This window comes from Rhizobium sp. Leaf306 (assembly GCF_001423425.1).
GTDB lineage: Bacteria > Pseudomonadota > Alphaproteobacteria > Rhizobiales > Rhizobiaceae > Neorhizobium > Neorhizobium soli.
Genome location: NZ_LMNX01000003.1, coordinates 677,000 through 702,589, shown reverse-complemented (window position 1 = coordinate 702,589; position 25,590 = coordinate 677,000). Strand labels below are relative to the sequence as shown.

Here is a 25,590-nt window from a genome sequence, read left to right as displayed (position 1 = left end):
ACTCAGGCAATGATGACGAACGAAGCTGACTCCCAGCTGAAGGGTGGCCGTTGGTCTAGGGCATTCAGGTGCGTGTCAGGATCCGATGCAAATCCGTGGCAATCGAGTTCGCCGAGGATCAACCAGTGCCGATCTACAGTCTGTCCAGAACCGCACCTCCTTTCTTCCGCCCGCGGATGGGTAGCGTTACCCTGGCTGTGACAGGTGCGCTCTATCTGGCGGCCTTTACCAACCGGATGTTTCTCACGCGGGCTTTCGCCTATTTCGACAGTCACCTCGCCTTTGCTGCCTTCATACTCGGTCTCGCATGCCTTTTCGCAGCGTTGATCGTATCGTTGTCGCTCAAGTATGTCCTGAAGCCGGTTCTGGTCTTTCTCTTCGTGAGCGCTGCTGCGGGCTCCTGGTTCATGGACAGGTTCGGAACGATCATCGACGTCGACATGATCCGCAACGCCGTCCAGACGACGTCGTCCGAAGCCGGGCATCTGTTGACACCGGCCTTCGTGCTGCACATGGCTGTTTTCGGTATCCTGCCATCGCTCCTGGTCTGCTGGGTCAAGATCGAACACAGGCCTTTCTTCGGCAAAGTCTTGTGGAACAGCGCGGCAATCGTTCCACTTCTGCTGGTCGCGCTCGCCTGCGGAATGAGCAGCGCTCGCAGCATTGCCTCGGTCACGCGGCTCCACAAAGACCTGATGATGACACTTAACCCCTTCGTGCCGATCGGCAATGCCATCGGCTTTGCCATGGCGACCGGCGAGGACGAAACCGTCGTCGTGAAATCGCTCGGGACCGATGCCCGCGTCATTGCCCCGACATCCTCCGGCCGACCGCGCGTCGTGGTGATCGTTGTCGGAGAGACGGCCCGTGCCGAGAATTTTTCGCTTGGTGGCTACGGCCGCGACACCAATCCGGAGCTCGCCCGCCGAGACATTACCTACTTCAAGGAAACATCAAGCTGCGGCACGGCAACAGCGGTTTCCGTGCCCTGCATGTTTTCCAACCTGACACGGCGCGGCTATTCCCATCGTGCCGGCCTCGCGAATGAAAATCTGCTCGACGTCCTCGGTCACGCGGGTGTCAAAACGGAATGGTGGGACGACAACACCGGCAGCAAGAACGTTGCAAGCCGTACCGCCTACCACTCGTTTTCCGATGCCAACGATCCCCGCTACTGCAAAGACAGGGAGTGCCTCGACGAGGGGATGGTCGCGGCACTCGATGGCTGGCTCTCGACAGTCAAGGGCGACAGCGTCCTGGTCCTCCATCAGATGGGAAGTCATGGCCCCGCCTATTCTGAGCGCTATCCCACGGCGTTTGCCCGCTTCAAGCCGGAATGCCGCAATGCTGAACTGGGCAATTGCAAAACCGATGAGATCGTCAACGCCTATGACAACACGATCCTTTACACGGACCACATCCTCGCGTCGGTTATCGACAGTCTGAAGGCGCGTCAGGACGTCATCGCTCCAGCCATGATCTACATGTCCGATCACGGCGAGTCGCTCGGTGAGCATGGCCTTTATCTGCACGGCGCTCCGTATGTCGTTGCGCCATCGCAGCAGACCCACGTGCCCTTTGTGCTGTGGCAAGGGTCGGAGTTGAAAACCACGACCGATCCGCAATGCCTCTCTTCCCGAGCGGCTGCACCCGCCTCACATGACAATCTGTTTCACACCGTACTCGGAATGATGTCCGTTCGGACTTCGAGCTACAAACCGGACCTTGACGTAATGGCATCATGCCGGCGGGTGAGAGACAGTAGCGGCGTTGCCAGCGCGCGTGCAGACTTCTGACCCGTTCGACACTGGTGGTAGTCCGCTCAGACAGTTCTTCTCGACATCGTTTGCTGGGTTGGCAACAGGGCTCTCGTGCTTCGCTTGTGTGCGCACGATTGTCGCTCCACTTCCTGAGATTTCCGGCTATCCTCGTCTCCGGATCGCCGAAGCGAAATGGCAAAGGGATGGAGCAGACTGCTTGAGAGTTCTTCTGGTCGAGGATGACGTGACACTCGGGGAAGCGGTGCGCGACCATGTGGTGAGCGCCGACCATGCCGTCGACTGGACCAAGACGCTTGACGCTGCAGAGAGCGCCCTCTCGACGACCGGCTACGGTCTTGTCCTTCTGGATCTGCGCCTGCCGGATGGCAGCGGCATCGCGCTTTTGAAACGCCTGCGCGCCAAGGGTATTACCACGCCGGTAATCATTCTGACGGCACATGACCAGATTTCAGATCGCATCGAAGGATTGAACAGCGGTGCAGACGACTACCTCGTGAAGCCTTTCAACCTGGGTGAGCTGACGGCGCGCATGTTGGCGGTCAGTCGCCGGTACAGCGGCCGTCCGGTTTCGCTTCTTCGCGTGGGCGATCTCGAGATCGATGCGACCGACCGCCGCGTTACCGCAACGGGCACCGTCATCGAACTTTCCAGCCGGGAATGGGCCGTGCTTGACGCGCTGTCGTCTCGTGTCGGTGCGGTCGTTTCCAAATCACAGATCGAGGAAGCGCTTTACGCCTTCGGCTCGGAAATCGAGAGCAATACCGTCGAAGTCTATGTCAGCCGCTTGCGCAAGAAGCTTGGCCGCGACCACATCACAACACTGCGCGGAATTGGATATCGGCTAGGGTAGATCGATGAGCATGCTTCTTTCCAAGTCGGCGCCTTCCATGACCCGGCGTCTGATTTTGTGGCTGACCGTGGTGATGGCGTTTCTCTGGCTGCTTGCCGTGGGCCTCGGCCTGGTTGTGATGGAAGAGGAGCTCGCCGAAATTTTCGATGGCACTCTGCAGGATACGGCCGAGAGACTGGTTCCTCTTGCCGTCGACGACCTTGAACATCGCAGCCTCGTCGGCGCCTCCCCCCAACAACTACAGACCGCGAGTTCGAGCGGCGAACGGGAGTACCTGATCTATCAGGTGAGAGACACGGCCGGGCGGATCCTGATCCGTTCCCATGATGCGCCGGCAGAACCTTTCGAGGCGCCTCTGAAGGCAGGGCTGTGGCGAAGCGACACCTATCAATTTTATACCGCGGCGAATGGCGATCGGAGTGTCTTCGTGCAGGTCGCCGACGCTTTCGAAAACAGAGAAGAAGCGCTTCGCGAAGGCGCCATGGCACTGTTTCTGCCACTTCTGCTGCTCATTCCCGTCTGCGGAATGGCGATCTGGTTCGTGGTGCGGCGAGCTGTCCGTCCCGTCGGTGCGTTGCGCGAGGAGATCGAAACCAAGGACGGCGGCAACACCGAGCCGATCGACGCGACGGCGCTTCCGAAAGAGTTGATGCCGATTGCCGCATCGGTCAATCGGCTGATGCAGCGGCTGCGCACAGCACTTGATGCAGAGCGTGAATTTACCGCCAACAGCGCCCACGAGCTGAGAACGCCGATTGCGGGCGCGCTGGCGCAGACTCAGATGCTGGTCGCCGAACTTGTGGGAAGCCCTCATCGCCGGCGTGCCGACCAGGTTGAAGCCTCACTGACGCGACTGAGCCACCTTGCGGAAAAGATGCTGCAACTGTCTCGCGCGGAGGCGGGCATCGGCCTCGCCGACCACGCCGTCGATCTCGGTCGTGTTCTGGACATGGTGGTGACCGATTTTCAGCGCGGCATGGCCGATCCCGACCGGCTGGTCCTCCGCCATCCAACTGGCGCGCGCCTGACGGCGCCGGTGAGCGAAGACGGGTTCGCGATCGTGCTGCGCAATCTGATCGAAAACGCACTCATTCACGGGACGCCGGATAAACCGGTCGAGGTGTTTCTTGAGGATGGTGGCCCAGTGCGCATTACCAACGGATCGCCGGTTATGAGTGCGATTGAACTTGCCGCCATTCGCAAGCGCTTCGGGCGTGGCCGGACCGAAGCCGAAGGCTCCGGTCTCGGTCTTTCAATTGTGGACCGACTACTCGGTCAGATGAACGGACAGTTGATCCTCGCATCTCCGGCGACAGGACGCTCCGACGGTTTCGAAGCGCGGATAGAACTGCGCCATCTCTAGGCGATCGACGAGCTCGTTCACATCGGAGGCACGACGCCGTTGGTGCCGACAACGACCCGGCCGCTCGACATGGAGCCATCGGCCGCCTTTTCCGACGGCACAAACACAGTCGCGCCTGCCTTGATATCCGCTTCGACTGCTGACGCGAACGTCACGATCGGGGTGCCCTCAGGGATCGAGATCTTTTTCTCCTGGCCATTGTACGTCACGGTGACCGTGTGGCCATCGACGGATTTGACCGCATCGGCAACCGTCGCATTGGTCATCGAGCTGTTCGGCTTCAGATCCCAGGCGTAGCTGCCTTCGCCGGTGCCTTTCATCGCCGCCGGGAAGATCAGAACTTCAAGAGCGCCATCACCGCCATCGGCAGTCGGCAGCGAGGCGATCCCTACAAAGTCACCAGGCTTGATGTCATCGATAGAGGCCTTGGCAACGCTCGACACCTTCCAGTCATCCTTGAGCGTGATCTTGGCATTCGTGCCTTCGCGGGTTTTGACAGACAGGGTCTTGCCTTGAAGGCTCTCGACTGTACCGCGGACCCGGACGGTGTCTGCCGCAAAGGCCGAAACACCGAGCGTGACGGCGATCAGTGCGCCTGAGAGTATCGTAAAGCCGGTTCTGGAAATGGAGGACATGGTCTCTTCCTTTTTGAAACCCTTGAGGTCGTGTCGTGCTGCCGGTGGATTCGGGTTGAAAACCCTCCGACCTTCGCCGAGCGCGGCACGATGCCGGCGCGGAATTGTTGTCGCGCAGAGGCGACAGATCAGCCCCTCGCCCTCATCGGCCACCTGACGATGCCCGCCGCAAACAGGGCGATCCAGATCAGAACAGGCTGCAACGGCAATCTGACCATGTGATAAAGCCATTGCCACTGCGAGGCATCTGGCGCAGTCAGGCTGGTAACTGCGTGCTTGATATTGGCAGGAAACACGCAGGCTGCGTAAAGCGCCAGGCCAATGCCCGCATACCGACGCGACCACGGAACAAGCAATCCGATCGCGCCTGCGATCTCGCAGAGGCCCGTTACAAGAATCACCTCCGGTGCATCAGGGACCCAGCTGGGTGTGATGCTGAGAAACGGCCGCGGCACGGTGATATGCAGGACGCCCGCTGCGGCATAGAACAGGAAGAGGCCCAACCGGCACCGACGGCGCCAGACGGTCAGGTCCTGTCCCTCGCGTTCCCTGGCGGGTTCAATCCTTTGCATCTGCCGCTATCCGTCGCTCCACCGACTTTGCAATGGAGGCTAAGTCCTTGCGTCGGCCCGCAACGCTTTCCATGGCAGCCACCGCCAGATCCCTCGCGATGTAGTCGGACTTGTGCCCGAGCTTGTGGACGACGATCAGTTTTGCGCCGCGGATATCGCGCGCCAGATGTTTGGCATGGATTTCGGGAGACACGATCTCATCGGCATCACCGGTGATGATCACGGTCGGCGCCTTGATCTTCGGATATTGTCGCGAGGCAGTACGTGCCCAGTCGCTAAGCGCCGAAATTTCCCGCGCATTATGGCGAAATGCGGTTGGGCTCAGCGCCTGAAATGCATTGGTCTCGGCAATATAGCCGGCTGGGACAGGATTGGGAGAGAAGACTGCGCTGGCCGCCCCCTTGATCGCCAGCAGCCCCACCGGTGGAACGACGAGCGCACTGAAGACCTGGCCCGTGACAGGGGCTGTGGCTGCAGAATAATACCATGCGACGCTTCCGTCCCAGGGGTAGACCGCCGGCGACAGGAAGACGAGACCGGACACCATGTCCGGATGCCGAACTGCAAATGCTGCGGCGATGGCGCCCCCGAAGGAATGGCCGACGATAATGGCCTTGCCGATCCCCCGCTTCCTCATCAGTTGCGCGACGGCATCAGCCTGGCCATCCGGAAGGATATTCTGTTCGCTTCCTATATCGGAACTGCCATGTCCCGGTCGGTCGACGAACAGCAGTCGCGCCCTGCCCTGCAACGTCTTCCTGAACGAAAAGAGGGGATCTTTCAGGCTCGTGCTCGCACCATGGAGAAAAACGATCGGGGGAAGATCCGCTTTTTTATCCGGCTCGATCAGAACGCTGTTGAGTTTGTAACCGCCGACATCGATCCGGACCGCTTGTGGCACATGGTCATCGGCCGTCACCTGCCGCGCGCCGACGATGCCGAACGCCGCGAGCGCAAACCCCAGAAGCAAGACAATCTTTTGCATTAGTCCTCAATGCGTTTCGCCGAAATGAGCATTTCGCTCCTACTACGCGCGCGGGACAAGGAAAGTTTCAGTCCGGAATGATCAAAGGCGCAAGAGGCGCCCATAGTCGCAACACGCCGCGTTTGACAGCGGCGACGACGGGCGCGTTGCGGCGGATCGCATCTTCAGCCGTTTCTGCAGCAACAAGAATGAATTCGGCCTTCGCCCCCACAGCGATCGGTGGCGCCAGCATCCCGGTGATCTTCTCCGCATCTGTCGACACCATCTCGAAAACGCTGTGCATATCGGCTGCCGTCGAGAGCTGATCAAGATTGGCGTAGAGGCCTGCCATCCGAAGCAGTGAGGCGTCGCCGTACGGTGTGAACGGGTTTTGCACATTGTTGGTGGCGAGCGCGACATCCACCCCGAAGCGCTTCATCTGGGCTGCCGGAGCGATGCCTCGCGGCCGCATCGGGTTGTCGCGCGATCCGTTCAAAAACGCGTCTGTCGCGGGCAAGACGACGAGAGCGATACCGGCCTCGGCCATGCTCCGCGCCATCCTCTCACGCTCGTCAGGGTCGAAGGCTGCAAGCTTCGTTGCATGGCCGACAGTGACACGCCCGCCCCAGCCGAAGGCTTCGGTCTGCCTGATGATCTCGGGCAAAATGGAATTTCCGGGATCGAGATCGAAGTCGGCGTGGAAGTCGACATCAACGTTGTAACGACGGGCAAAGCCGAAGATGAGCTCGACATGGGCAACGGGATCAGGGTCCGTATAAGGACATCCGCCAATCAGATCCGCACCCATCCTCATGGCTTCGTGAAGAAGGTCGATGGTTTCAGGCTCGTTGGTCAGGCCTTCCTGCACGAAGGCGCAAAGCTGGACGTCGATGAGACCCGACCATCTGCGCTTCAGCCGCAGCAGACCTTCCAGACTTCGAAGACCTGCGCGTGGATCCACCTCGACGAAGCTGCGCATGCGCTGCGTACCCGCACGCACAGCCAATTCCAAGACTTGCGCGCCGCGCGCTTCGACATCCTCTGCGGTAAAGCTGCGTTTCGCTTGCGCCGTCAGCCGAACGGCTTCAGCAAGGGTCCCCTCGCACAGCGGGCAGCGGCCAAGGATCATCGCCTTGTCGAGATGGACATGCGCATCCGTCAGTCCCGGCAGGATCAGCACCCCTCCAGCATCGAAACGCGGCGACGATAGCTGTGCGGTCTGCTCTCCGATCGCGACTATCACGCCGTTCGAAACACTTAGCGACATGCCTTGGCGACCGTCCGCTAATCTCAGATTGTCGATGATAAAAGTACTCTGCCCGACAACGCTCATGAGACCACGCTGAGTAAACCGCTTCACAAAGACCAGACGTCGTTACTCGCCCATCACCCAACAATGCAAATATCCCATGTCGCAGTGCAACGCGAGTGTTTCTCAGAGCGACTGCGGGGAGTTGCGTTGGCTGTGTAACGGTCCGGAAATCGGCTTGTTGGGACGATTGCGCGGCGCAGTCTAGGTCACTGGCTCACAAGTCTGGCCGTTCGCAATTTGGGCTAGAGCAGGATTTTCATTGTTTCACGGTTTCGTGATGGCCTGTCTGAAATCCGGGTTCGATAGGGCGAGATGCTCGTTGATGCAGTGGATCTGCGATGGATGAGCCCACTTCGGGAGGTTTTCCGGCCCATGCAAATTGGATTTTTTGATGGACATCCACATCTCCCGCTCTACAAACAGGTCATGGACGGGCTGCAGATGCGCATAACGAATGTGCGTCTGAAGCGCGCTTTTAGTGCGTGACGTCTGACTTGATACAATCCTCGCGATACGCTGATCGGATTGGTTCTTCGCCGGCGATGGCTATATCGCCCAAATAAAATACACGGACGACCTTTGGCCGGAAAGCCTATGCTTCCGCCGTAGAGTAGATCCGACTGTCTAGGAGAATGCCCGCGCTACCGAGCCCGGGCCAAATTTTTAATGGCTTATGCAACTGAAAATGACGCGCCGCTCGAAGCGACACCGACCAAGATCAGTCTAAACAACGTCTACAAAATCTTCGGCGAGCGGCCTGACAAGGCCTTGGACATGATCCGCGCCGGCAAGACAAAATCCGAAATCCATTCAGCGACCGGTTGCTCCGTCGGTGTCAACGACGCGAGCTTCGAGATCAAAGCTGGCGAGATTTTCGTGATCATGGGCCTGTCCGGCTCCGGAAAATCCACCCTCCTTCGTCTACTGAACAGGCTCATCGAGCCGACATCCGGTGCGATAAAAATCGACGGGCGTGACATCACCCAGATGTCGCGCAAGGAACTGATCGATCTGCGGCGCCGCGATATCAGCATGGTGTTCCAGTCCTTCGCGCTTCTGCCCAACCGTACCGTGCTCAACAACGCTTCCTTCGGTCTCGAGGTCGCAGGCGTCAACGAAGCCGAGCGTCGGCAGAAGGCTCTCGTTGCTTTGAAGGCCGTGGGCCTCGACGGTTACGAGGACAGCCTTCCGGATCAGCTGTCCGGCGGCATGAAGCAGCGCGTCGGCCTTGCCCGTGCTTTGGCCAGTGAACCGACCATTCTTCTCATGGACGAAGCCTTCTCGGCACTTGACCCGCTCATCCGGACCGAGATGCAGGACGAGTTGGTCCGTCTTCAGTCCGAACAAAGCCGCACGATCGTCTTCGTCAGCCACGATCTCGACGAAGCCATGCGGATCGGCGACCGTATTTGCATCATGCAGAACGGCAGCGTCATTCAGGTCGGTACGCCGGACGAAATCGTCATGAGCCCGGCCAATGATTACGTCCGCTCCTTCTTCCGCAATGTTGATGTCAGCCATGTCTTCAAGGCCGGCGATGTTGCCCGCAAGACCCAGGTCACGATCATCGACCGTCAGGGTGTATCGGCCGCCGCCGCACTCGAACGCATGAAGCACTTCGACCGCGAATACGCGATCATTCTTGGTCGCGACAAGACCTACCAGGGAATGGTCAGCCAGACATCGCTTGTCGAAAAGCTGCGCGCCAAGGCGGATGATCCCTACCGCGGAGCGTTTCTCACCGGGATCGAGACAATCGCAGCCGACGAACCGCTGTCGAACGTTCTCGGCACGGTCGCCGCCAGCGCCTGGCCGGTCCCCGTCATCGATGACGCCAAGCGCTATCTCGGATCGATCAGCAAAACGACGCTGCTTGAAACGCTCGACCGCGCCAGCTGATTTCCATTCACGACCTTAGAATTGTTGCAGCGCCCTGCCGGCCCATGATGCAGGCGGCGCTGTAGCCGGCCAGAAACCGGAGACAGACATGAATTTCAACATCGGCGACGGTATCGATACAGCCGTCAACTACATCCTCGACAACTTCTCCCCCTTTCTCGATCTGATCGCGTCGGCGATCGGCTTTGTAACCGGGACGATCCAGGATGCGCTGCTTGCGCTCCCGATGCCCGTCGGCATTGCCATCTTTGTCGCGCTATCCCTCTGGCGGGTCGGCCTCGGCTTCGGCCTGCTGACCGGCATCGCACTTTGGCTGGTGGACCACATGGGTCTTTGGAGCGCCATGATGGAGACGCTTTCCTTGGTGATCGCGTCGACGCTGATGGCGATGATCATCGGCCTGCCGCTCGGCATTGCCATGGCGCGCAAGGATAGTGTCGCAGCCATCGTCCGGCCCATCCTCGATCTGATGCAGACCATGCCGGCGTTCGTCTACCTCATTCCGGCAGCGATGTTCTTCGGGCTTGGAGCGGTACCGGGTGCCATCGCCACGGTGATCTTTGCAATGCCGCCTGTCGTGCGACTGACCAATCTTGGCATTCGCCAGGTACATCACGAGTTCATCGAGGCAGGCAACGCGTTTGGCTGCACCTCGACGCAGCTTCTGTTCAAGATCCAGCTTCCCAATGCCCTGCCCTCGATCATGGCCGGTATCAACCAGACGATCATGCTGTCGCTGTCGATGGTCGTCATCGCTTCGATGATCGGCGCCGGCGGGCTCGGCAACACGGTCCTGACCGGTATCCAGCGCCTGGATGTGGGCACGGGTTTCGAGGGCGGTCTTGCCGTCGTCATCCTGGCCGTCATTCTCGACCGGATCACCCAGAGCCTCGGCCAGAAATCCAGAAAGCCGAACGCCCTCTGGCGCGCGCTTTTCAAGAGAAACGAGCGTGAGGATATGGTGACGGCAACCGCCTGATCCAGTCCTTCGCCGAACCGTGCGGGTGATGAACCCGCAATTGCAAACCTCCCAAAAAGGAGACTACATGTTCAAGACCCTCGCAACCCTCGGGCTCGCCGCCACCCTCATCGGTGGATCTGTGACCGCAACGATGGCGCAGGACGCCAAGCCGGTAAAGATCGGCTGGTCCGCTTGGTCCGATGCTGAATTTGTCACCAAGCTCGCCGCCAAGCTCATCAAGGATGAACTCGGCACGGAAGTCGAGCTGGTACAGTCCGATGTCGCTCCGCTGTACCAGGGTGTCAGCCGCGGCGATCTCGACGCGATGATGATGGCCTGGCTGCCGCAGACCCATGCGGACTACTACGAGAAGGTGAAGGACAAGGTCGAAACGCTCGGTACCGTCTATGACGGCGCAAAGCTGGGCTGGGTCGTTCCGGCCTATATCCCGGAAAGCGAGATCGCTTCGATCGAGGATCTGAAGAAGCCTGAAGTGCAGAAGAAGCTTTCCGGCATCGTGCAGGGCATCGATCCGGGCGCAGGTCTGACACGGTTGTCAGAAAAGGCCGTTAAGGATTACGGTCTCGACGACTACAAGCTGCAGATCTCCAGTGAGGCGGGCATGCTGACGACTGTCGATCGCGCCATGCGCAGCGAAAAGTGGTTCGTCGCCACGTCCTGGAGCCCCCATTGGATGTTCGGCAAGTACAAGCTTCGTTACCTGACCGACCCCAAGAAGTCGCTGGGTGAAGCAGAACACGTCGACGTCCTTGCCCGCAAGGATTTCAAGACCGAAAATCCGAAGGTTGCCGGCTTCCTCTCGCGCATGAAGCTGCCGATCGCTGATCTCGAAGCGGGGATGTTTACCGCGCAGGAGACGTCCTACGACGAAGCGGTCGCAAAATACATCAAGGACCATCCGGATCAGGTCAAGGCCTGGGTTGGAGAAGACGGCTGACATAGGCCTCGGGCTTCGCGGGTATCCGCGGAGCCCTTTTGCTACTTGATGCCAGCGTCCAGTTGTTAGGAGCAGACGATGTTTATTGACGGAACGGATCTCGACCAGGCTACCGGCGATACGCTCGGCGGGCGTATCTCGCTGGCACGCGATGCGACTGATCTTTCGGTAGATGATGCTGCCCACATGTCCGGTGTTGACCGGAGTGTCTGGGAGGCCTGGGAGAACGACCGTGACGCACCGATCGCAACCGATCTCGAGATCGTCGCACGCTCCCTGCAGGTAAGCCTCGGCTGGTTGATTACCGGCCGCGGTGTCGGGCCGAAGTGGGACAGCTAGACTGTCAGCGTTGAAGCTCTACCAGAAGCGGAATTACCGCACGTTCAGGCCCGTACGACGAGCTGCAACCCGCTCGACGGCGGACAGCGTGTCGTAGATGAGGATCGCAAGAGCGCCGACGATCAGGCCGCCTTGCAGGATAAAGGCGAGGTTGTTGGCCTGCAGGCCGGCGATGATGACTTCGCCAAGGGTTTTTGCGGCAACGGTCGAACCGATCGTGGCCGTGGCGAGACTGATCACGACCGACAGACGGATACCGGCGAGGATGACGGGTGTGGCGAGCGGCAGCTCGACCTTGAACAGCCGCTGCAACCCGGTCATGCCTGTCCCGCGCGCCGCCTCCATGACAGACGGCGGAAGGGTCGTCAGCCCCGTCAGTGTGTTTTCGAAAATCGGCAGCAAACCGTAGAGAAAGAGCGCGACCAGCGTCGGTTTTTCACCAAACCCCAGCGTTGGAACCGCGAGCGCCAGCACCGCTACTGGCGGGAAGGTTTGCCCGATATTCACGAGGCCCCGCGAGAGCGGCAAAAACTCGGCGCCGATCGGCCGCGTCACGAGAATTGCCATGGGAACAGCCACAAGAATCGCTGCTGTCGTGGCGATGGCGACCGTCCTCAGATGCAGAAGCGTGAGTGTCAGAAGACTTCCCTGATTGTAGATCGCGGGCGCATTCTGCTGAACCAGCGGGCGCAGGATGGGATCGAACGATTCGGGCATCAGCAGGAACGTCAGCAGAAGAACGAGCAGTAACGCCCGCAGCATGAGAGGAAGCCACGCTCTCATGCCAGACCCGCCGCGCGCTTCGAAAGTCCTTCGACCGAAACAGAGCCGATGATCCGCCCATCGGATGCGCGAACAGGCAATGCCTGCTGTCCCGTCCACAAAAGCTTTGATAGCGCTTCTCGCTGGCTCATGTCTTCGGACAGTGGTTCCCCTGTCGCTTGATTGGGCTCGACGGCCTCACCGATAGTCTGCATCGACAGGAGCCGGAACGGCCGCTCCGTATCACCGATCAGGGTCTCGACGAACGGGGTCGCAGGCTGTCGAACCAGCTCGACGGGCGCGCCGTATTGAACGACCTTGCCCTTGTCCATCACCGCAATCCGGTCCGCCAGATGAAAGGCCTCGTCCATATCGTGCGTGACGAGAACGATGGTCGTGCCGAGCACTTTTTGAATGCTGATAAGGTCCTGCTGCGCCTTGGCGCGAATGATCGGGTCGAGAGCGCCGAACGGCTCATCCATCAGGAGCACGTTGGGTTCAGCCGCAAGTGCGCGTGCCACGCCGACGCGCTGTTGCTGCCCGCCGGAGAGTTCATGCGGAAAACGCGACGCGAAATCGGCGGGGTCGAGCTGGAAGAGTTCGAGCAGCTCTTTTACTTTGGCGTCAATGCGGGGCCGGTCCCAGCCAAGCAGACCCGGAACAGTGGCGATATTCTGCGCGACGGTTCGATGCGGAAAAAGCCCGTGTCCCTGGATCGCGTAGCCGATCCTGCGCCGCAGTTCGAACCCCGGCAGGTCGCGATTGTCGACGCCGTCGAGCTTGATGGTTCCGGAGGTCGGTTCCACGAGCCGGTTGATCATCCGCAGAAGCGTGGTCTTGCCGGAGCCGGACGTTCCGACAATGACCGTTACCGTGCGCGGTTGGATCGTCATAGTCACTGTGTCGACAACCGTATTGTCGCCGTAACGCTTGGTGAGGGTCTCGATTTCGATCATGCGGCTTTGCCTCGAGTGCCAACAGGGGCGTTCAGTTCGACGAGTGCGTCCAATACGGTGGCTGCGGTGAAGGCGAGCACGACGGTGGGTACGGCGCCCAGGAGCACAAGATCCATTGCCGTCTGGCCGACGCCCTGGAAGACGAAGACGCCGAACCCGCCGCCGCCGATCAGGGCCGCAATGGTCGCAAGCCCGATATTCTGAACCAGAACGATGCGGATACCGGTCAGGATGACGGGCATGGCGAGCGGCAGTTCGATGCCGAACAGGCGTTGGCGCCCGGTCATGCCGACTCCGCGGGCCGCCTCGTTTGCTTCCCGGGGCACGCCTTCGAGTCCCACGACGGTGTTGGCGACAACAGGCAACAGGGAGTAGAGGAACAGCGCCACGAACGCGGGTGCAGCGCCAATGCCGCGTATGCCGATCGCGGCCGCACCCGGCACGTTGATGGCGATCCAGCCGAGCGGCGCGATGAGAATGCCGAACAGGGCAATCGACGGGATCGTCTGGACGAAGTTCAGCGTGTTGAGAATGCCGGCACGCAAGGACGTGACTCGGTGGGCAAGAACGCCGAGGGGAAGACCGACGACGGCGGCTGCAATCAGCGATCCGATCGCCAATGTCACATGTTTTCCCGCTTCCTGCCAGAAGACGTCGGCGCGGCCCGCATATTCCCTGATGATGGAAAGTCCGTCCCAGAGACCCGAAGACAGGACGAGCGCGATGCCCGCTAGGCTGACCGCCAGCAAGGCGATCCGAACGACGGGTGTTGGCCGCAGTCTGGCGATCGCATCGGCGGCGAGCAGAGCGAAGGCAAGCATCAACAGCCAGGCACCGGAGGCCGGCGAAACACGAGCATAGGTATTGCCGTCCGGCGTCAGAAACGACGCGGCGGAACCGACGGAGATGGCCAGTCCCGCGAGAACGGCCGCCGCAGCCGACAGCCTCAGATAAAGAGGTGTTTTGAAGAGTGTGATGAGGATCGCGACGCTGATAACGACGACGAAGGAGATCGACGTGGATGGCGGCAGGGATTCCCAGAGAGACTTCCCCTGCCCCGGCACGATCCGGTTGGGACGGAAAATCATGAGGGGCGCGAAGAAGGCAGCGTAGACCGCCAGCAGCGCCACGACGACACCCAGCTTATCGAGGCGAAGCTTCAATCCGATCCTCCTTGGCCCCCGGATGATGCATCCCTCCCTTTCGGGAGGAACGCATCAAGCAGACAGTGTTACTTCAGAAAGCCGTTCTTCTTAAGAAAGGCTTCGGCAACGGCCTTCGGCGGTTCGCCACCGAGCTGCACGCGACCGTTCAACTCCTGGAGCGTCACAAGATCGAGCTTTTCGAAGACCGGCTTCAGAAGCGTTTCGATCTGCGGATGCTCCTTCAGAACCGCTTCACGGATGATCGGAGCCGGCTGGTAGACCGGCTGGACGCCCTTGTCGTCTTCCAGAACGACGAGACCTGATGGCGCAATGCCACCGTCCGTGCCGTAGACCATCGCCGCATTGGCCCCGTTGGTCTGGTTTGCAGCTGCCGCGATCGTGGCAGCGGTGTCGCCGCCGGACAGCGTGATCAGCTGGTCGGACTTCAGCGTGAAGCCGTAGGTCTTCTGGAAGGCCGGAAGAGCTGCAGCCGAATTGACGAATTCCGAGGAGGCAGCCAAAACGACCTTACCGCCGCCAGCAACATACGAGCCGAATTCGCTAAAGGTCTTGATCTTGCCTTCGTTCGCGACTTCCTTGCGGATGGCGACCGCCCAGGTGTTGTTTGCCGGAGACGGGGTCAGCCAGACAATCTTGTTTGCATCGTAATCCAGCTTCTTGGCCTCAGTATAGGCCTTTGCCGCATCCTTCCAGGCCGGGTCTTCGGCTTTTTCGAAGAAGAACGCCGCATTGCCGGTATATTCCGGATAGATGTCGATTTCGCCAGCGGTAATCGCCTTGCGCACGACAGGTGTGGCGCCGAGCTGAACGCGATCCGTCGTCTTGATGTCGTTTGCGTTCAGGATGGACAAAATGATGTTGCCGAGGACGCCGCCCTCGGTATCGATCTTTGATGATACGACGACTTGCGCCGATGCCGTGGCCGCAGATGCGGCAATGGCGAATATGGTTCCGATCACGATCTTGGGCAGGTGCACGGCCGGTATCTCCCTGTTTACAACTAGTCTTGCCTCGCGCGCCCAACCGCAATCGTCCGGACGCAAACGCCTATATATGCCGCCGGTTCAAGAAGAATAGTGGAGCAACGTCACGTCGGTCATTTGCGGTATGCCTCGTCCTGAAACCGAGGCCGTATGCCGTCTCCGGATCCGACAGCAGCTCGGAAACGACTGCCCGGCGGGAGGAACGATCGCGCCTTCTTCGAGTTATGTCGATGCCGCCCCTAGCATCCCTTTCAGCGAACATTTCGGAGGCCCACCCATGGCAGACAACATCAGCAATCCTGAAGGCAAAGGCCCTGCAGGTGGTTGGGGCTCGGTAAAGTCGATTTTCCGGATCTACGGCGAGAGTTCGCCTCCACCAGCGTTTCTCGAAACGTTGTCTCGCCAAAACAAGCCGGGCGGATTCATGTGCGTCTCGTGCGCCTGGCCAAAGCCCAAAAACTATCACCCTTTCGAGTTTTGCGAGAATGGTGCCAAGGCCACCATGTGGGACCTGACCAACTCCCGTTGCGGACCTGATTTCTTCAAGAAGCACACGGTGGAGGAGCTGAAGGGCTGGAAAGACCACGATCTGGAGATGACAGGTCGCCTGACCCATCCTCTCCGCTTCGATCACGCGACCGGACAATACGTGGAAGCCACCTGGAACGAGGCTTTCCAGAAGATCGGCGCAACGCTAAAGCGCCTGGAGAAGAAGAGCGTAGTCTTCTATTCGTCCGGCCATGCCGGACTGGAAGCATCCTACCTCTATGCCTTGCTGGCACGCGCTTATGGCAACAACAACCTGCCGCAGAGCTCGAACATGTGCCACGAGACGACGTCCGTCGGCCTCACCAAGGTCATCGGCTCTCCGGTCGGTACCATCGTCTGGGAAGATTTGGAAAAGACCGACGCCTTCTTCTTCTTCGGCCAGAACCCGGGCACCAACAGTCCACGTTTCCTGCATCCGCTGCAGGAAGCCAAAAAGCGCGGCGCGAAGATCGTCACATTCAACCCTGTCATCGAGCAGGGTCTCGTGTCGTTCGTGAACCCGCAAAATCCGCTCGACATGGTCACGGGCAACGAGACCAAGATATCTGATCAGTATCTGCAGGTGCAGGCCGGTGGTGACGTCGCTGCCATGCTGGGTCTCTGTAAGACCGTCGTCGAGGCCGATGATGCAGCGGTTGCCGCTGGCCGGGCGCGCGTTCTCGATGTCGATTTCATCGCCGAGCATACGACGGGCTTCGACAAGTTCATCGAATGCGTGCGCGATACGCCTTGGTCGGACATTGTGCGCGAAAGCGGGCTCACGGAGGCTGATCTGCGCGAGGCAGGCGCGACTTATATTGCCGCCAAGCGCGTCGTCGGCGTCTACGGAATGGGACTGACCCAGCACTCGCAGGGCGGCCTTAACATCGCGATGCTAGTCAACCTTCTCCTCCTGCGCGGCAATATCGGCCGTGAGGGCGCTGGTTGCTGTCCGGTGCGTGGCCACTCGAACGTTCAGGGCCAGCGGACCGTCGGCATCGCCGAAAAGACCAAGCTCATCCCGATGGACAAACTGAAGGAACTGTTCGATTTCGATCCTCCGACCGAGGACGGAACGCACATCGTCGATGCGGTCAAAGGCATGATGGCGGGAACCATCCGCGCCACAATCTCACTCGGCGGCAATCTGCTTCGCGCCGTGCCGGATCAGGTCGATATGGAGCGGGTCTGGGCCGAGCAGGAGCTGACGGTCATGGTCTCGACCAAGCTCAACCGCAGCCATCTGTTTCCGGGCAAGGAGGCCTGGATCTTGCCATGTCTCAGCAGAACCGAGATCGACATGCAGGCGACCGGAAATCAGTCCGTCACGACGGAAGACAGCTTCTCCCACATTTCCGGTTCGATCGGAAAGCGGACGCCGGCATCCAAGCAACTCCAGAGCGAACTTGCGATCGTGACCGGCATCGCCAAGGCAACCCTCGACCATAACCCGAAGCTGAAATGGGACGAATGGACGCGGGACTACAGCCTCGTTCGCAATCTCATCGAGGCAACCTACCCCGACGACTTCAAGCATTACAACCAGCGCATGTTCGAGCCCGGCGGCTTTTATCGCGGCAATGATGCACACGAACGGAAGTGGAATACTGAGGAAAAGAAAGCGGTCTTTACAACGCCGCATCAGCTCAACGCGTTGTCGTTCGAGGATGCGCCTGGTCGGTTCCGGCTGATCACGATGCGATCCAACGACCAGTTTAACACAACGATCTATGGCTATTCGGATCGATTCCGCGGCATCGAGGGTACGCGAGACGTGCTTCTCATGTGTCCGGAAGACATCGCTGCAGCAGGACTTCGGGAAGGTCAGGTCGTATCGCTCGTCAGTGACTTCGAAGACGGCAAACACCGCGAACTCAGCGGGCTGACGGTCAGAGCGCACAAGCTTCCGCGCGGCACGATCGGCGGGTACTATCCCGAATGCAATGTGCTGAACGCAATCGACCATCACGACGAGATGTCCAAGACGCCGGCGTCCAAGGCAATCCCGGTAAAAATCGTCAGCCACTGATTCCGAAAGCGAGTACCGTCCGGTACAGTGCCCGCCACGCCAGGTAAACCCGGTTTGGCGGGCACACTTCGTTCTGCTTAGGCGCTTTCAATTTCGCCAAGAAACGCATCTCGATTGTTCTGCACGACCGCCAAAAGGTAGTCGGCGACGGAACGTACACGGGGAATGCGGCTCATGTCGCGGTGACGGACCAGGTAGTAGTGCCGGGTCAACTGCACCTCGCGGGGCAGCACCAGCTCGAGATCCGGCTGACGGCGCGCAATGAAATGCGGCAGGATGCAGAGACCCTGACCCTGAAGCGTCGCCGTCAGTTGCGCCGAGATGCTTGAGCTCTGAAACCGCGGCCGGATTCCCGGATGGACGTCGCCAAGATAGTCCAGTCCCGGCGCAAAGATCATATCCTGGATGTAGCCGATGAACGGGTGTAGCAGCAGGTCGTCGCGGCTTTTAATCTCCGGTCGCTCGGACAGGTAGGATTTTGCGCCGTAGATGTTCAGCCGATAGTCGGTGATCTTCTCGATTTCGTAGGGTCCGCCCTTCGGCGGATCGAGCGAGATGGCAATGTCGGCCTCCTTGCGCGACAAGGACATGATCTGCTGGATCGTCACCAGCTCGAGCGAGAGATTGGGATGCTGGACGGTGAAATCACCGATCTGATGCGCGAGGAAGAAGTTCGCAATTCCTTCCGGAGCACTAAGACGGACCACGCCCTGGTGAGCAGCGCTCCCCGAGAAGATATCCATCTGCAACCGGTCCGCTTCCGCCTCCATGCGTTCCGCCGCTTCGATGAAGCGTTGTCCAATTCCGGTTAGGACATAACCGCGCGGATTGCGCTCGAAAAGCTTGATCCGGAGACTGAATTCCAGTCGGTCGATGCGGCGAGATACGGTGGCATGGCTGGTGCGCAATTGCCGGGCCGCGACGGAAAGCTGCCCGGTTCGGGCGACGGCCAGGAAATATTGAAGGTCGTCCCAGGTGAAGTTCGGGCTGGCTGTCATGTCGGCGGTTAGCGCTCCAATTTTCCTATTTGTTCAAACGCTGTCACGTGTCTGTTCAAAATTGAACAGAGGCTGTTTGCAATTAATAGCGCGCTCCTCCTTGCGTCAACGTTCGTTTTACTCGACCATACCCACAGGAGGGGCTGCTTTGAGGAGGGTGGCCCGCCAAATTTGAACAGATTCGCGCGCTGTTATCTCTGGGAGGAGACCTTATGCGAAAGACGTTTGTGGCGTCCGTTGTTACACCGCTGGCCGTATTGCTCGCCAGCAGCACTGCATTTTCCCAAACGGCATCCGACGGCAAGGTCAGGATCGGTATCCTGAACGACCAGTCCGGCGTGTATTCCGATTTCGGCGGCAAGTCGTCCGTTGAGGCTGCAAAGATGGCGGTCGAGGATTTTGGCGGCAAGGTTCTGGATGTGCCGATCGAGGTCATCGACGCCGACCATCAGAACAAGCCCGACATCGCCTCCAACATCGCCCGCCAGTGGTACGATACCCAGCAGGTCGATACGATCATGGACCTGACAACGTCGTCGGTCGGTCTCGCGGTCCAGGCGCTGTCCAAGGACAAGAAGAAGATCACCATCAACACCGGTGCGGCGACCACTGATCTCACGGGCAAGTCCTGCACGCCCTACGGCTTTCACTGGGCATATGATACCCACGCGCTTGCGGTCGGCACAGGCGGTGCGATGGTCAAGCAGGGCGGTGACAGCTGGTTTTTCCTGACCGCGGACTATGCATTCGGCTATTCCCTCGAGCAGCAGACCAGTGACTACGTGAAGGCCAATGGCGGCACGGTCGTCGGTTCGGTGCGGCATCCCCTGTCGAGCCAGGATTTCTCATCCTTCCTGCTGCAGGCGCAGTCATCAGGCGCGAAGGTGATCGGGCTTGCCAACGCCGGTCTCGACACGGCCAACTCGATCAAGCAGGCGGCCGAGTTCGGTATTGTCCAAGGCGGTCAGAAATTGGCAGCGCTCCTGTTCACGCTGGCCGAAGTGCACGGGCTCGGACTTGAGGCAGCACAAGGCCTGACGCTGACGGAAGGTTATTACTGGAACCTCGACGACAAGAGCCGCGAGTTTGCCAAGAAGTTTTTTGCCCGGACCAACAAGATGCCGAACATGGTTCATGCGGGCACCTATTCTGCCGTGACGCAGTATCTCAAAGCCGTGCAGAAGGCCGGTACGGACGAAAGCGACGCGGTTTCCAAAGCGCTGCATGAAATGCCGGTCGACGACTTCTTCGCTCGCGGCGGTACGGTTGGCGCAAACGGCCGAATGATCCACGACATGTACCTTTTGCAGGTGAAGAAGCCTGATGAAAGCAAGGAACCGTGGGACTATTACAACGTGCTTGCCACCATTCCCGGCAAGGAGGCCTATCTCGACCCGGCCAAGGCCGGTTGCGAGCTGGTGAAGTGAGCGATGGCAGTCGCATCGATCTCGACTAACGAGCAGCCACGGGTGGTCTTGTCCGCCCGTGGCCTGTCGAAGAGCTTTGGAGCATTCGCAGCCGTCAAGAATGTCGATCTCGATGTTCACGACGCCAGTGTCCATGCGCTGATCGGTCCGAATGGCGCCGGCAAGACGACGGTGTTCAATCTGCTCACCAAGTTTTTGCAGCCGACCGCCGGTTCGATCACGCTGCTCGGCGCCGACATCACGAAACTGCCGCCGGACAAGGTGGCGCGCATGGGGCTGGTCCGCTCCTTCCAGATCTCAGCCGTGTTTCCGCATCTGACAGTGCGTGACAATGTCCGCGTCGCATTGCAGCGTCCGAGCGGGTTGTCGACGCAGTTCTGGCTGCCGCTCTCCTCGCTCGACCGGCTGGATGCCCGCGCCGACGAGCTGATCGAGACTGTGGGGCTGAAACGCGAGCGCAACGCGCTGGCTGCCGACCTTTCCTACGGTCGCAAGCGGGTACTGGAGATTGCCACGACTTTGGCACTCGATCCCAAAGTGCTGCTGCTCGACGAGCCGATGGCCGGCATGGGCCAGGAGGATATCGGTACCGTGTCCGCCATCATCCGCGAAGTGGCGAAAACCCGCGCGGTGCTGATGGTGGAGCACAATCTTTCCGTCGTTGCAGATATCTGCCACCACGTCACAGTACTGCAGCGTGGCGAAATTCTGGCCGAGGGCGATTACGCGACGGTCAGCCAGGATCCGCGCGTCCGCACGGCTTACATGGGCACGGAGGAAGCATGATGGCGCAACCCCTGCTTCAGGTTTCCAATCTAAATGCCTGGTATGGTGAAAGCCACGTCCTGCACGGCGTCGACATGACGGTGCATGAGGGCGAAACCATCACCATTCTCGGTCGCAACGGCGTCGGCAAGACCACGACGCTGCGCACGATCATGGGCATCATCCGCGAACGCCGCGGCGAGATCCTCTTTTCCGGCCAGGACATGTCGCGGGTTCCATTGCACAGAACCGCCCATGCGGGTCTCGGCTTTGTGCCTGAGGAGCGTGGTATCTTCTCGACGCTGACCGTCGAGGAAAACCTCATGCTGCCGCCGGTCGTTGCGCAAGGGGGAATGCCACTCAGCGAGATCTACGAGCTATTCCCGAACCTTCACGAACGCCGCTCCAGCCCGGGCACGAAGCTCTCCGGTGGCGAACAGCAGATGCTGGCGATCGCCCGTATCCTGCGCACCGGGGTAAAACTGCTCATCCTCGACGAGCCGACCGAAGGGCTTGCGCCTGTCATCGTGCAGCGCATCGGCGAAGTCCTGAAGACGCTCAAAGACCGCGGCATGACGGTGCTGATGGTCGAGCAAAATTTTCGCTTCGCAAGCCGCGTCGCTGACCGGTTCTACCTGATGGATCACGGAAAAATGGTGGCAAATTTTCCCGTCGGCGAACTGCCCGAGAGGATGGACATGCTGCACAAGGTTCTGGGGGTTTGAGCATGGTCGCAATGCAAACGGATCACCGCACGGACGACCTGGCAACGCGCTCGCGTCCAGTTTCGGTAAAATCAGACGACGCCAGGAGCGCCGCACCATGACCATGATTTTCGGCATTCCGCTCCAGGCTTTCCTCGGACAGCTCCTGATCGGCCTGATCAACGGCTCTTTCTACGCACTCTTAAGCCTCGGCCTCGCTGTCATTTTCGGGCTGCTGCGGGTCATCAACTTTGCCCACGGCGCGCAGTATATGCTCGGCGCTTTCGTTGCCATGCTGATGCTGCAGTATTTCGGCATCAACTACTGGTTCGCGCTCGTTCTCGCACCTCTCGTCGTCGGCCTGTTCGGAGCAATTACCGAACGCTTCCTGCTGTCACGGCTTTACAAACTGGACCACCTCTACGGCCTGCTCTTCACCTTCGGATTGGCGCTCACCATCGAGGGCACGTTCCGGTATCTCTACGGTTCGTCGGGCCAGCCCTATTCGGTTCCGACGCAGCTTGCCGGCGGCACCAATCTCGGCTTCATGTTCCTACCCATCTATCGCGGCTGGGTGGTGGTCGTCTCCCTGGTCGCCTGTATCGGCACCTGGCTTTTGATCGAAAAGACCAAGCTCGGCGCCTATTTGCGGGCAGCCACGGAAAACCCGATCCTGGTGCAGGCGTTTGGCGTCAACGTGCCGGTGCTTTTGACACTGACCTACGGGCTCGGCGCGGGCCTTGCCGCCTTTGCCGGCGTTCTGGCGGCGCCGATCTACCAGGTCTCGCCGCTGATGGGGTCCAACATCATCATCGTGGTCTTTGCGGTCGTCGTCGTCGGCGGCATGGGATCGATCATGGGTGCGATCCTGACCGGCTACATGCTCGGAATCGCCGAGGGCCTGACGAAAGTGTTTTATCCGGAAGCATCGAGCATCGTGATCTTCGTGATCATGGCGATCGTGCTGCTTCTGCGGCCAGCCGGTCTTTTCGGCCGGGATGTTTAGGGAAGGATGCCAGAGATGAGCGACATCATCCACACCGCTGCCCCGCCGCGCATCGAGAGATCGGGCACAGCCACGAAAACCTACGCGATCTTCATCGGGTTGGGACTGGTGCTGCTCCTTGTTGCACCGCTGTTCTTCTACCCGATCTTTCTGATGAAGCTTTTGTGCTTTGCGCTATTTGCCTGCGCGTTCAACCTGCTGTTGGGTTACACGGGCCTGTTGTCCTTCGGCCATGCGACGTTCTTCGGCGGAGCCGCCTATTTTACTGCCCATGTCGTAAAGGTCTGGGGTCTGTCGCCGGAACTCGGCATTCTCGTCGGCGCATTCGGAGCGGCCGTGCTTGGCCTGATCATGGGCTTCTTTGCCATTCGACGGCAGGGCATCTACTTTGCGATGATCACGCTTGCGCTTTCGCAGATGTTCTTCTTCTTCTGCCTGCAGGCGGAATTCACGCATGGCGAAGACGGCATCCAGTCCGTGCCGCGCGGCCACCTGTTCGGCTTTATCGATCTCAGCGAAACGACGAACATGTACTATTTCGTGCTGGCCGTCTTCTTGATCGGCATGGCGATCATCTGGCGGTTCATCAACTCGCCCTTCGGCATGATCCTCAAATCGATCCGCGAAAACGAGCAGCGCGCCATCTCGCTCGGCTATTCCGTATCCCGCTACAAGCTCGGCGCCTTCGTCATGTCGGCGGCGCTTGCCGGGCTTGCCGGCGGAACCAAGGCGCTCGTCTTCCAGTTCGCGACGCTGACCGATGTCGGCTGGCAGATGTCCGGCGAAGTCATCCTGATGACGCTGCTCGGGGGCATCGGCACGCTGATCGGACCGATCTTTGGCGCCGGGCTTGTCGTGGCGTTGCAGAACTACCTCGCGACCTCGGAATTTCCCGTCACGATCATCACCGGCGTGGTCTTCATGGTCTGCGTCCTCCTCTTCCGGCGCGGCCTGATCGGGGAATTCTACGCTTCCCGGCTCGGCCGCAAACTCGGCTTCGAGCACCGCCGCTGATTGGCTGAAGATCATGGAAACCTACGACTACATCATCATCGGTGCCGGAAGCGCCGGCTGCGTTCTTGCGAACCGCCTTTCGGCCGATAGCCGCAACAGCGTGCTGCTGCTGGAAGCCGGCGGGACCGACAACTATCACTGGGTGCATATCCCGGTCGGCTATCTCTATTGCATCAACAACCCGCGCACCGACTGGTGTTTTGCCACCGAAAAGGAAAAAGGCCTCAACGGCCGCTCCCTGTTTTATCCGCGCGGAAAGCTGCTCGGTGGCTGCTCCTCGATCAACGGCATGATCTATATGCGCGGCCAGGCGCGCGATTACGACCTATGGCGGCAGATGGGATGTGCCGGCTGGGGCTGGGACGACGTGCTGCCGCTGTTTCGCAAGAGCCAGGACTTCTACAAGGGCGGCGACGATCTGCATGGCGAAGGCGGCGAATGGCGGGTCGAAAAGCAGCGTCTGCACTGGGCGGTGCTCGACAGTTTCCGCAAGGCGGCGGAACAGGCGGGCATCCCGATGATCGAGGATTTCAACCGCGGCGACAACGAAGGCTCGAGCTATTTCGACGTCAACCAGCGTTCGGGCATTCGCTGGAACACCTCCAAGGCCTTTCTGCGGCCCGCGATAAAGCGGCCGAACCTACGCGTCCTCACCAAGGCGCATGTCCGCCGCCTGATCATCGAAACCGGTGAGGTGAAAGGCGTCGAGTTTCAGCAGAATGGCGTGTCGCAGGTGGCTCATGCCCGTCGCGAGACGGTGCTTTCGGCCGGCGCGATCGGGACGCCGCATGTGCTCGAACTCTCAGGCGTCGGACGCGGCGAAGTTCTGGCGGACGCCGGGGTCGAGATGGTCAAGGAGGTGCGACAGGTCGGCGAAAACCTGCAGGATCACCTTCAGCTTCGGCTGGTCTACAAGGTCACCGGCGTGCCGACGCTGAACGAGAAAGCCTCTCGCTGGCTCGGCAAGGCTGCGATCGGGCTGGAATATGCGCTGAAACGCTCAGGACCTATGTCCATGGCTCCAAGTCAGCTCGGGATTTTTACCCGGTCGGGTCCGGACAAGGAAACGGCTGATCTCGAATACCATGTCCAACCAGTATCGCTGGACCGCTTCGGGGATCCGGTTCATGCTTTTCCGGCAATCACCGCAAGCGTATGCAATCTTCGCCCCGAAAGCCGCGGTTCCGTGCATCTGAAAGGCCCCGATTTCGCCGCAGCGCCGGCGATCCGGCCGAACTATCTTTCGACAGCTGGCGACCGCAGTGTCGCGGCAAGTTCGATCCGGCTGACCCGCAACATCGTCGCGCAGCCTGCTTTTGCCCGCTACCAGCCGGAAGAATACAAGCCGGGACCGGCGTACGACACGGATGCAGATCTGGAGCGCGCTGCCGGCGAAATAGGAACGACGATTTTCCATCCCGTGGGCACGGCCCGGATGGGGTCGGATCCCGATAGCGTCGTCTCTCCGCGACTGAAAATGAGAGCACTCGGCCGGCTGAGAATTGCCGACGCATCAATCATGCCCGCCATCACATCGGGCAACACGAATTCTCCGACGATCATGATTGCCGAAAAGGCGGCGGCGATGATCTTGGCGGACAATCGGTAAGGGGGGACT

24 protein-coding genes are annotated in these 25,590 nt (G+C 59.9%); 14 read left to right on the top strand and 10 right to left on the bottom strand.

The genetic code is table 11. The features are described 5' to 3' along the window. Positions 1-125 precede the first annotated feature (125 nt). From ASG19_RS16610 to ASG19_RS16600, 3 genes are all read left to right on the top strand, one after another. Positions 126-1,796, top strand: a complete 1,671-nt coding sequence (locus tag ASG19_RS16610; protein ID WP_348271494.1) for a phosphoethanolamine--lipid A transferase — start codon at positions 126-128, stop codon at positions 1,794-1,796. Positions 1,797-1,977: 181 nt separating this feature from the next. Continuing rightward, positions 1,978-2,631, top strand: coding sequence for a response regulator (locus tag ASG19_RS16605; protein ID WP_062459782.1), 654 nt, complete (start codon positions 1,978-1,980; stop codon positions 2,629-2,631). 4 nt (positions 2,632-2,635) lie between these two features. Further along, the gene (locus ASG19_RS16600; protein WP_244476199.1) at positions 2,636-3,994 is read left to right on the top strand and encodes a histidine kinase dimerization/phospho-acceptor domain-containing protein; all 1,359 of its coding nucleotides are present in this window, start codon (positions 2,636-2,638) and stop codon (positions 3,992-3,994) included. Positions 3,995-4,011: 17 nt separating this feature from the next. On the opposite strand, the gene ASG19_RS16595 is transcribed toward ASG19_RS16600, so the two are convergent. The 5 genes from ASG19_RS16595 to ASG19_RS24640 all read right to left on the bottom strand — a co-directional run bounded on the left by ASG19_RS16595 (position 4,012) and on the right by ASG19_RS24640 (position 7,876). Further along, a complete protein-coding gene (locus ASG19_RS16595) occupies positions 4,012-4,629 on the bottom strand; it encodes a hypothetical protein (RefSeq protein ID WP_062460469.1) in 618 nt (205 codons plus the stop codon). A gap of 128 nt (positions 4,630-4,757) precedes the next feature. Next, positions 4,758-5,201 (bottom strand): DoxX family protein, encoded by a 444-nt coding sequence (locus ASG19_RS16590; RefSeq protein ID WP_062459778.1) that lies wholly within the window; start codon positions 5,199-5,201, stop codon positions 4,758-4,760. Beyond that, entirely contained in the window at positions 5,188-6,186 is a 999-nt protein-coding gene (locus tag ASG19_RS16585; protein WP_062459775.1) for an alpha/beta hydrolase, read from the bottom strand. Before ASG19_RS16585 ends, ASG19_RS16590 begins: the two co-directional genes overlap by 14 nt. Positions 6,187-6,253: 67 nt before the next feature. Beyond that, on the bottom strand, positions 6,254-7,432 hold the full coding sequence (locus ASG19_RS16580; protein ID WP_200933912.1) for an amidohydrolase family protein: 1,179 nt from the start codon (positions 7,430-7,432) through the stop codon (positions 6,254-6,256). A gap of 309 nt (positions 7,433-7,741) precedes the next feature. After that, positions 7,742-7,876, bottom strand: a complete 135-nt coding sequence (locus tag ASG19_RS24640) for a hypothetical protein (protein ID WP_280136954.1) — start codon at positions 7,874-7,876, stop codon at positions 7,742-7,744. Positions 7,877-8,143: 267 nt separating this feature from the next. Here ASG19_RS24640 and proV point away from each other — a divergent pair, with 267 nt between their 5' ends. From proV to ASG19_RS16560, 4 genes are all read left to right on the top strand, one after another. Next, positions 8,144-9,376: a glycine betaine/L-proline ABC transporter ATP-binding protein ProV gene (proV, locus tag ASG19_RS16575; protein WP_062459769.1), complete on the top strand. Its 1,233-nt coding sequence runs from the start codon at positions 8,144-8,146 to the stop codon at positions 9,374-9,376. An 88-nt stretch (positions 9,377-9,464) separates the two neighbouring features. Next, entirely contained in the window at positions 9,465-10,355 is an 891-nt protein-coding gene (locus ASG19_RS16570; RefSeq protein ID WP_062459766.1) for a proline/glycine betaine ABC transporter permease, read from the top strand. 67 nt (positions 10,356-10,422) lie between these two features. Beyond that, entirely contained in the window at positions 10,423-11,295 is an 873-nt protein-coding gene (locus ASG19_RS16565) for a glycine betaine ABC transporter substrate-binding protein (protein ID WP_062459763.1), read from the top strand. Positions 11,296-11,373: 78 nt separating this feature from the next. Next, positions 11,374-11,634 carry a helix-turn-helix transcriptional regulator gene (locus ASG19_RS16560; RefSeq protein ID WP_062459760.1) on the top strand — a complete coding sequence of 87 codons (261 nt, stop codon included), beginning with the start codon at positions 11,374-11,376 and terminating at the stop codon, positions 11,632-11,634. Positions 11,635-11,667: 33 nt separating this feature from the next. On the opposite strand, the gene ASG19_RS16555 is transcribed toward ASG19_RS16560, so the two are convergent. The 4 genes from ASG19_RS16555 to ASG19_RS16540 all read right to left on the bottom strand — a co-directional run bounded on the left by ASG19_RS16555 (position 11,668) and on the right by ASG19_RS16540 (position 15,480). Beyond that, entirely contained in the window at positions 11,668-12,417 is a 750-nt protein-coding gene (locus ASG19_RS16555) for an ABC transporter permease (RefSeq protein ID WP_062459757.1), read from the bottom strand. After that, positions 12,414-13,352 (bottom strand): ABC transporter ATP-binding protein, encoded by a 939-nt coding sequence (locus ASG19_RS16550; RefSeq protein WP_062459754.1) that lies wholly within the window; start codon positions 13,350-13,352, stop codon positions 12,414-12,416. Before ASG19_RS16550 ends, ASG19_RS16555 begins: the two co-directional genes overlap by 4 nt. Further along, entirely contained in the window at positions 13,349-14,515 is a 1,167-nt protein-coding gene (locus ASG19_RS16545; protein ID WP_062459751.1) for an ABC transporter permease, read from the bottom strand. Before ASG19_RS16545 ends, ASG19_RS16550 begins: the two co-directional genes overlap by 4 nt. Before the next feature lie 68 nt (positions 14,516-14,583). Further along, positions 14,584-15,480, bottom strand: coding sequence for an ABC transporter substrate-binding protein (locus ASG19_RS16540; RefSeq protein ID WP_244476222.1), 897 nt, complete (start codon positions 15,478-15,480; stop codon positions 14,584-14,586). Between the two features lie 298 nt (positions 15,481-15,778). Between ASG19_RS16540 and ASG19_RS16535 the strand changes: the two genes are divergently transcribed. Beyond that, positions 15,779-18,058: an FdhF/YdeP family oxidoreductase gene (locus ASG19_RS16535; protein WP_062459745.1), complete on the top strand. Its 2,280-nt coding sequence runs from the start codon at positions 15,779-15,781 to the stop codon at positions 18,056-18,058. 77 nt (positions 18,059-18,135) lie between these two features. On the opposite strand, the gene ASG19_RS16530 is transcribed toward ASG19_RS16535, so the two are convergent. Then, positions 18,136-19,056, bottom strand: coding sequence for a LysR family transcriptional regulator (locus ASG19_RS16530; RefSeq protein WP_062459742.1), 921 nt, complete (start codon positions 19,054-19,056; stop codon positions 18,136-18,138). A gap of 212 nt (positions 19,057-19,268) precedes the next feature. Here ASG19_RS16530 and ASG19_RS16525 point away from each other — a divergent pair, with 212 nt between their 5' ends. From ASG19_RS16525 to ASG19_RS16500, 6 genes are all read left to right on the top strand, one after another. Continuing rightward, positions 19,269-20,483, top strand: a complete 1,215-nt coding sequence (locus ASG19_RS16525) for an ABC transporter substrate-binding protein (RefSeq protein ID WP_062459739.1) — start codon at positions 19,269-19,271, stop codon at positions 20,481-20,483. A 3-nt stretch (positions 20,484-20,486) separates the two neighbouring features. Next, the gene (locus ASG19_RS16520; protein WP_062459736.1) at positions 20,487-21,269 is read left to right on the top strand and encodes an ABC transporter ATP-binding protein; all 783 of its coding nucleotides are present in this window, start codon (positions 20,487-20,489) and stop codon (positions 21,267-21,269) included. Continuing rightward, positions 21,269-21,973, top strand: a complete 705-nt coding sequence (locus ASG19_RS16515; RefSeq protein WP_062459733.1) for an ABC transporter ATP-binding protein — start codon at positions 21,269-21,271, stop codon at positions 21,971-21,973. Before ASG19_RS16520 ends, ASG19_RS16515 begins: the two co-directional genes overlap by 1 nt. 97 nt (positions 21,974-22,070) lie before the next feature. Then, entirely contained in the window at positions 22,071-22,958 is an 888-nt protein-coding gene (locus ASG19_RS16510; RefSeq protein WP_062459730.1) for a branched-chain amino acid ABC transporter permease, read from the top strand. A gap of 15 nt (positions 22,959-22,973) precedes the next feature. Continuing rightward, on the top strand, positions 22,974-23,972 hold the full coding sequence (locus ASG19_RS16505; protein WP_062459725.1) for a branched-chain amino acid ABC transporter permease: 999 nt from the start codon (positions 22,974-22,976) through the stop codon (positions 23,970-23,972). A gap of 13 nt (positions 23,973-23,985) precedes the next feature. Further along, entirely contained in the window at positions 23,986-25,581 is a 1,596-nt protein-coding gene (locus tag ASG19_RS16500; RefSeq protein WP_062459722.1) for a GMC family oxidoreductase N-terminal domain-containing protein, read from the top strand. Positions 25,582-25,590 lie beyond the last annotated feature (9 nt).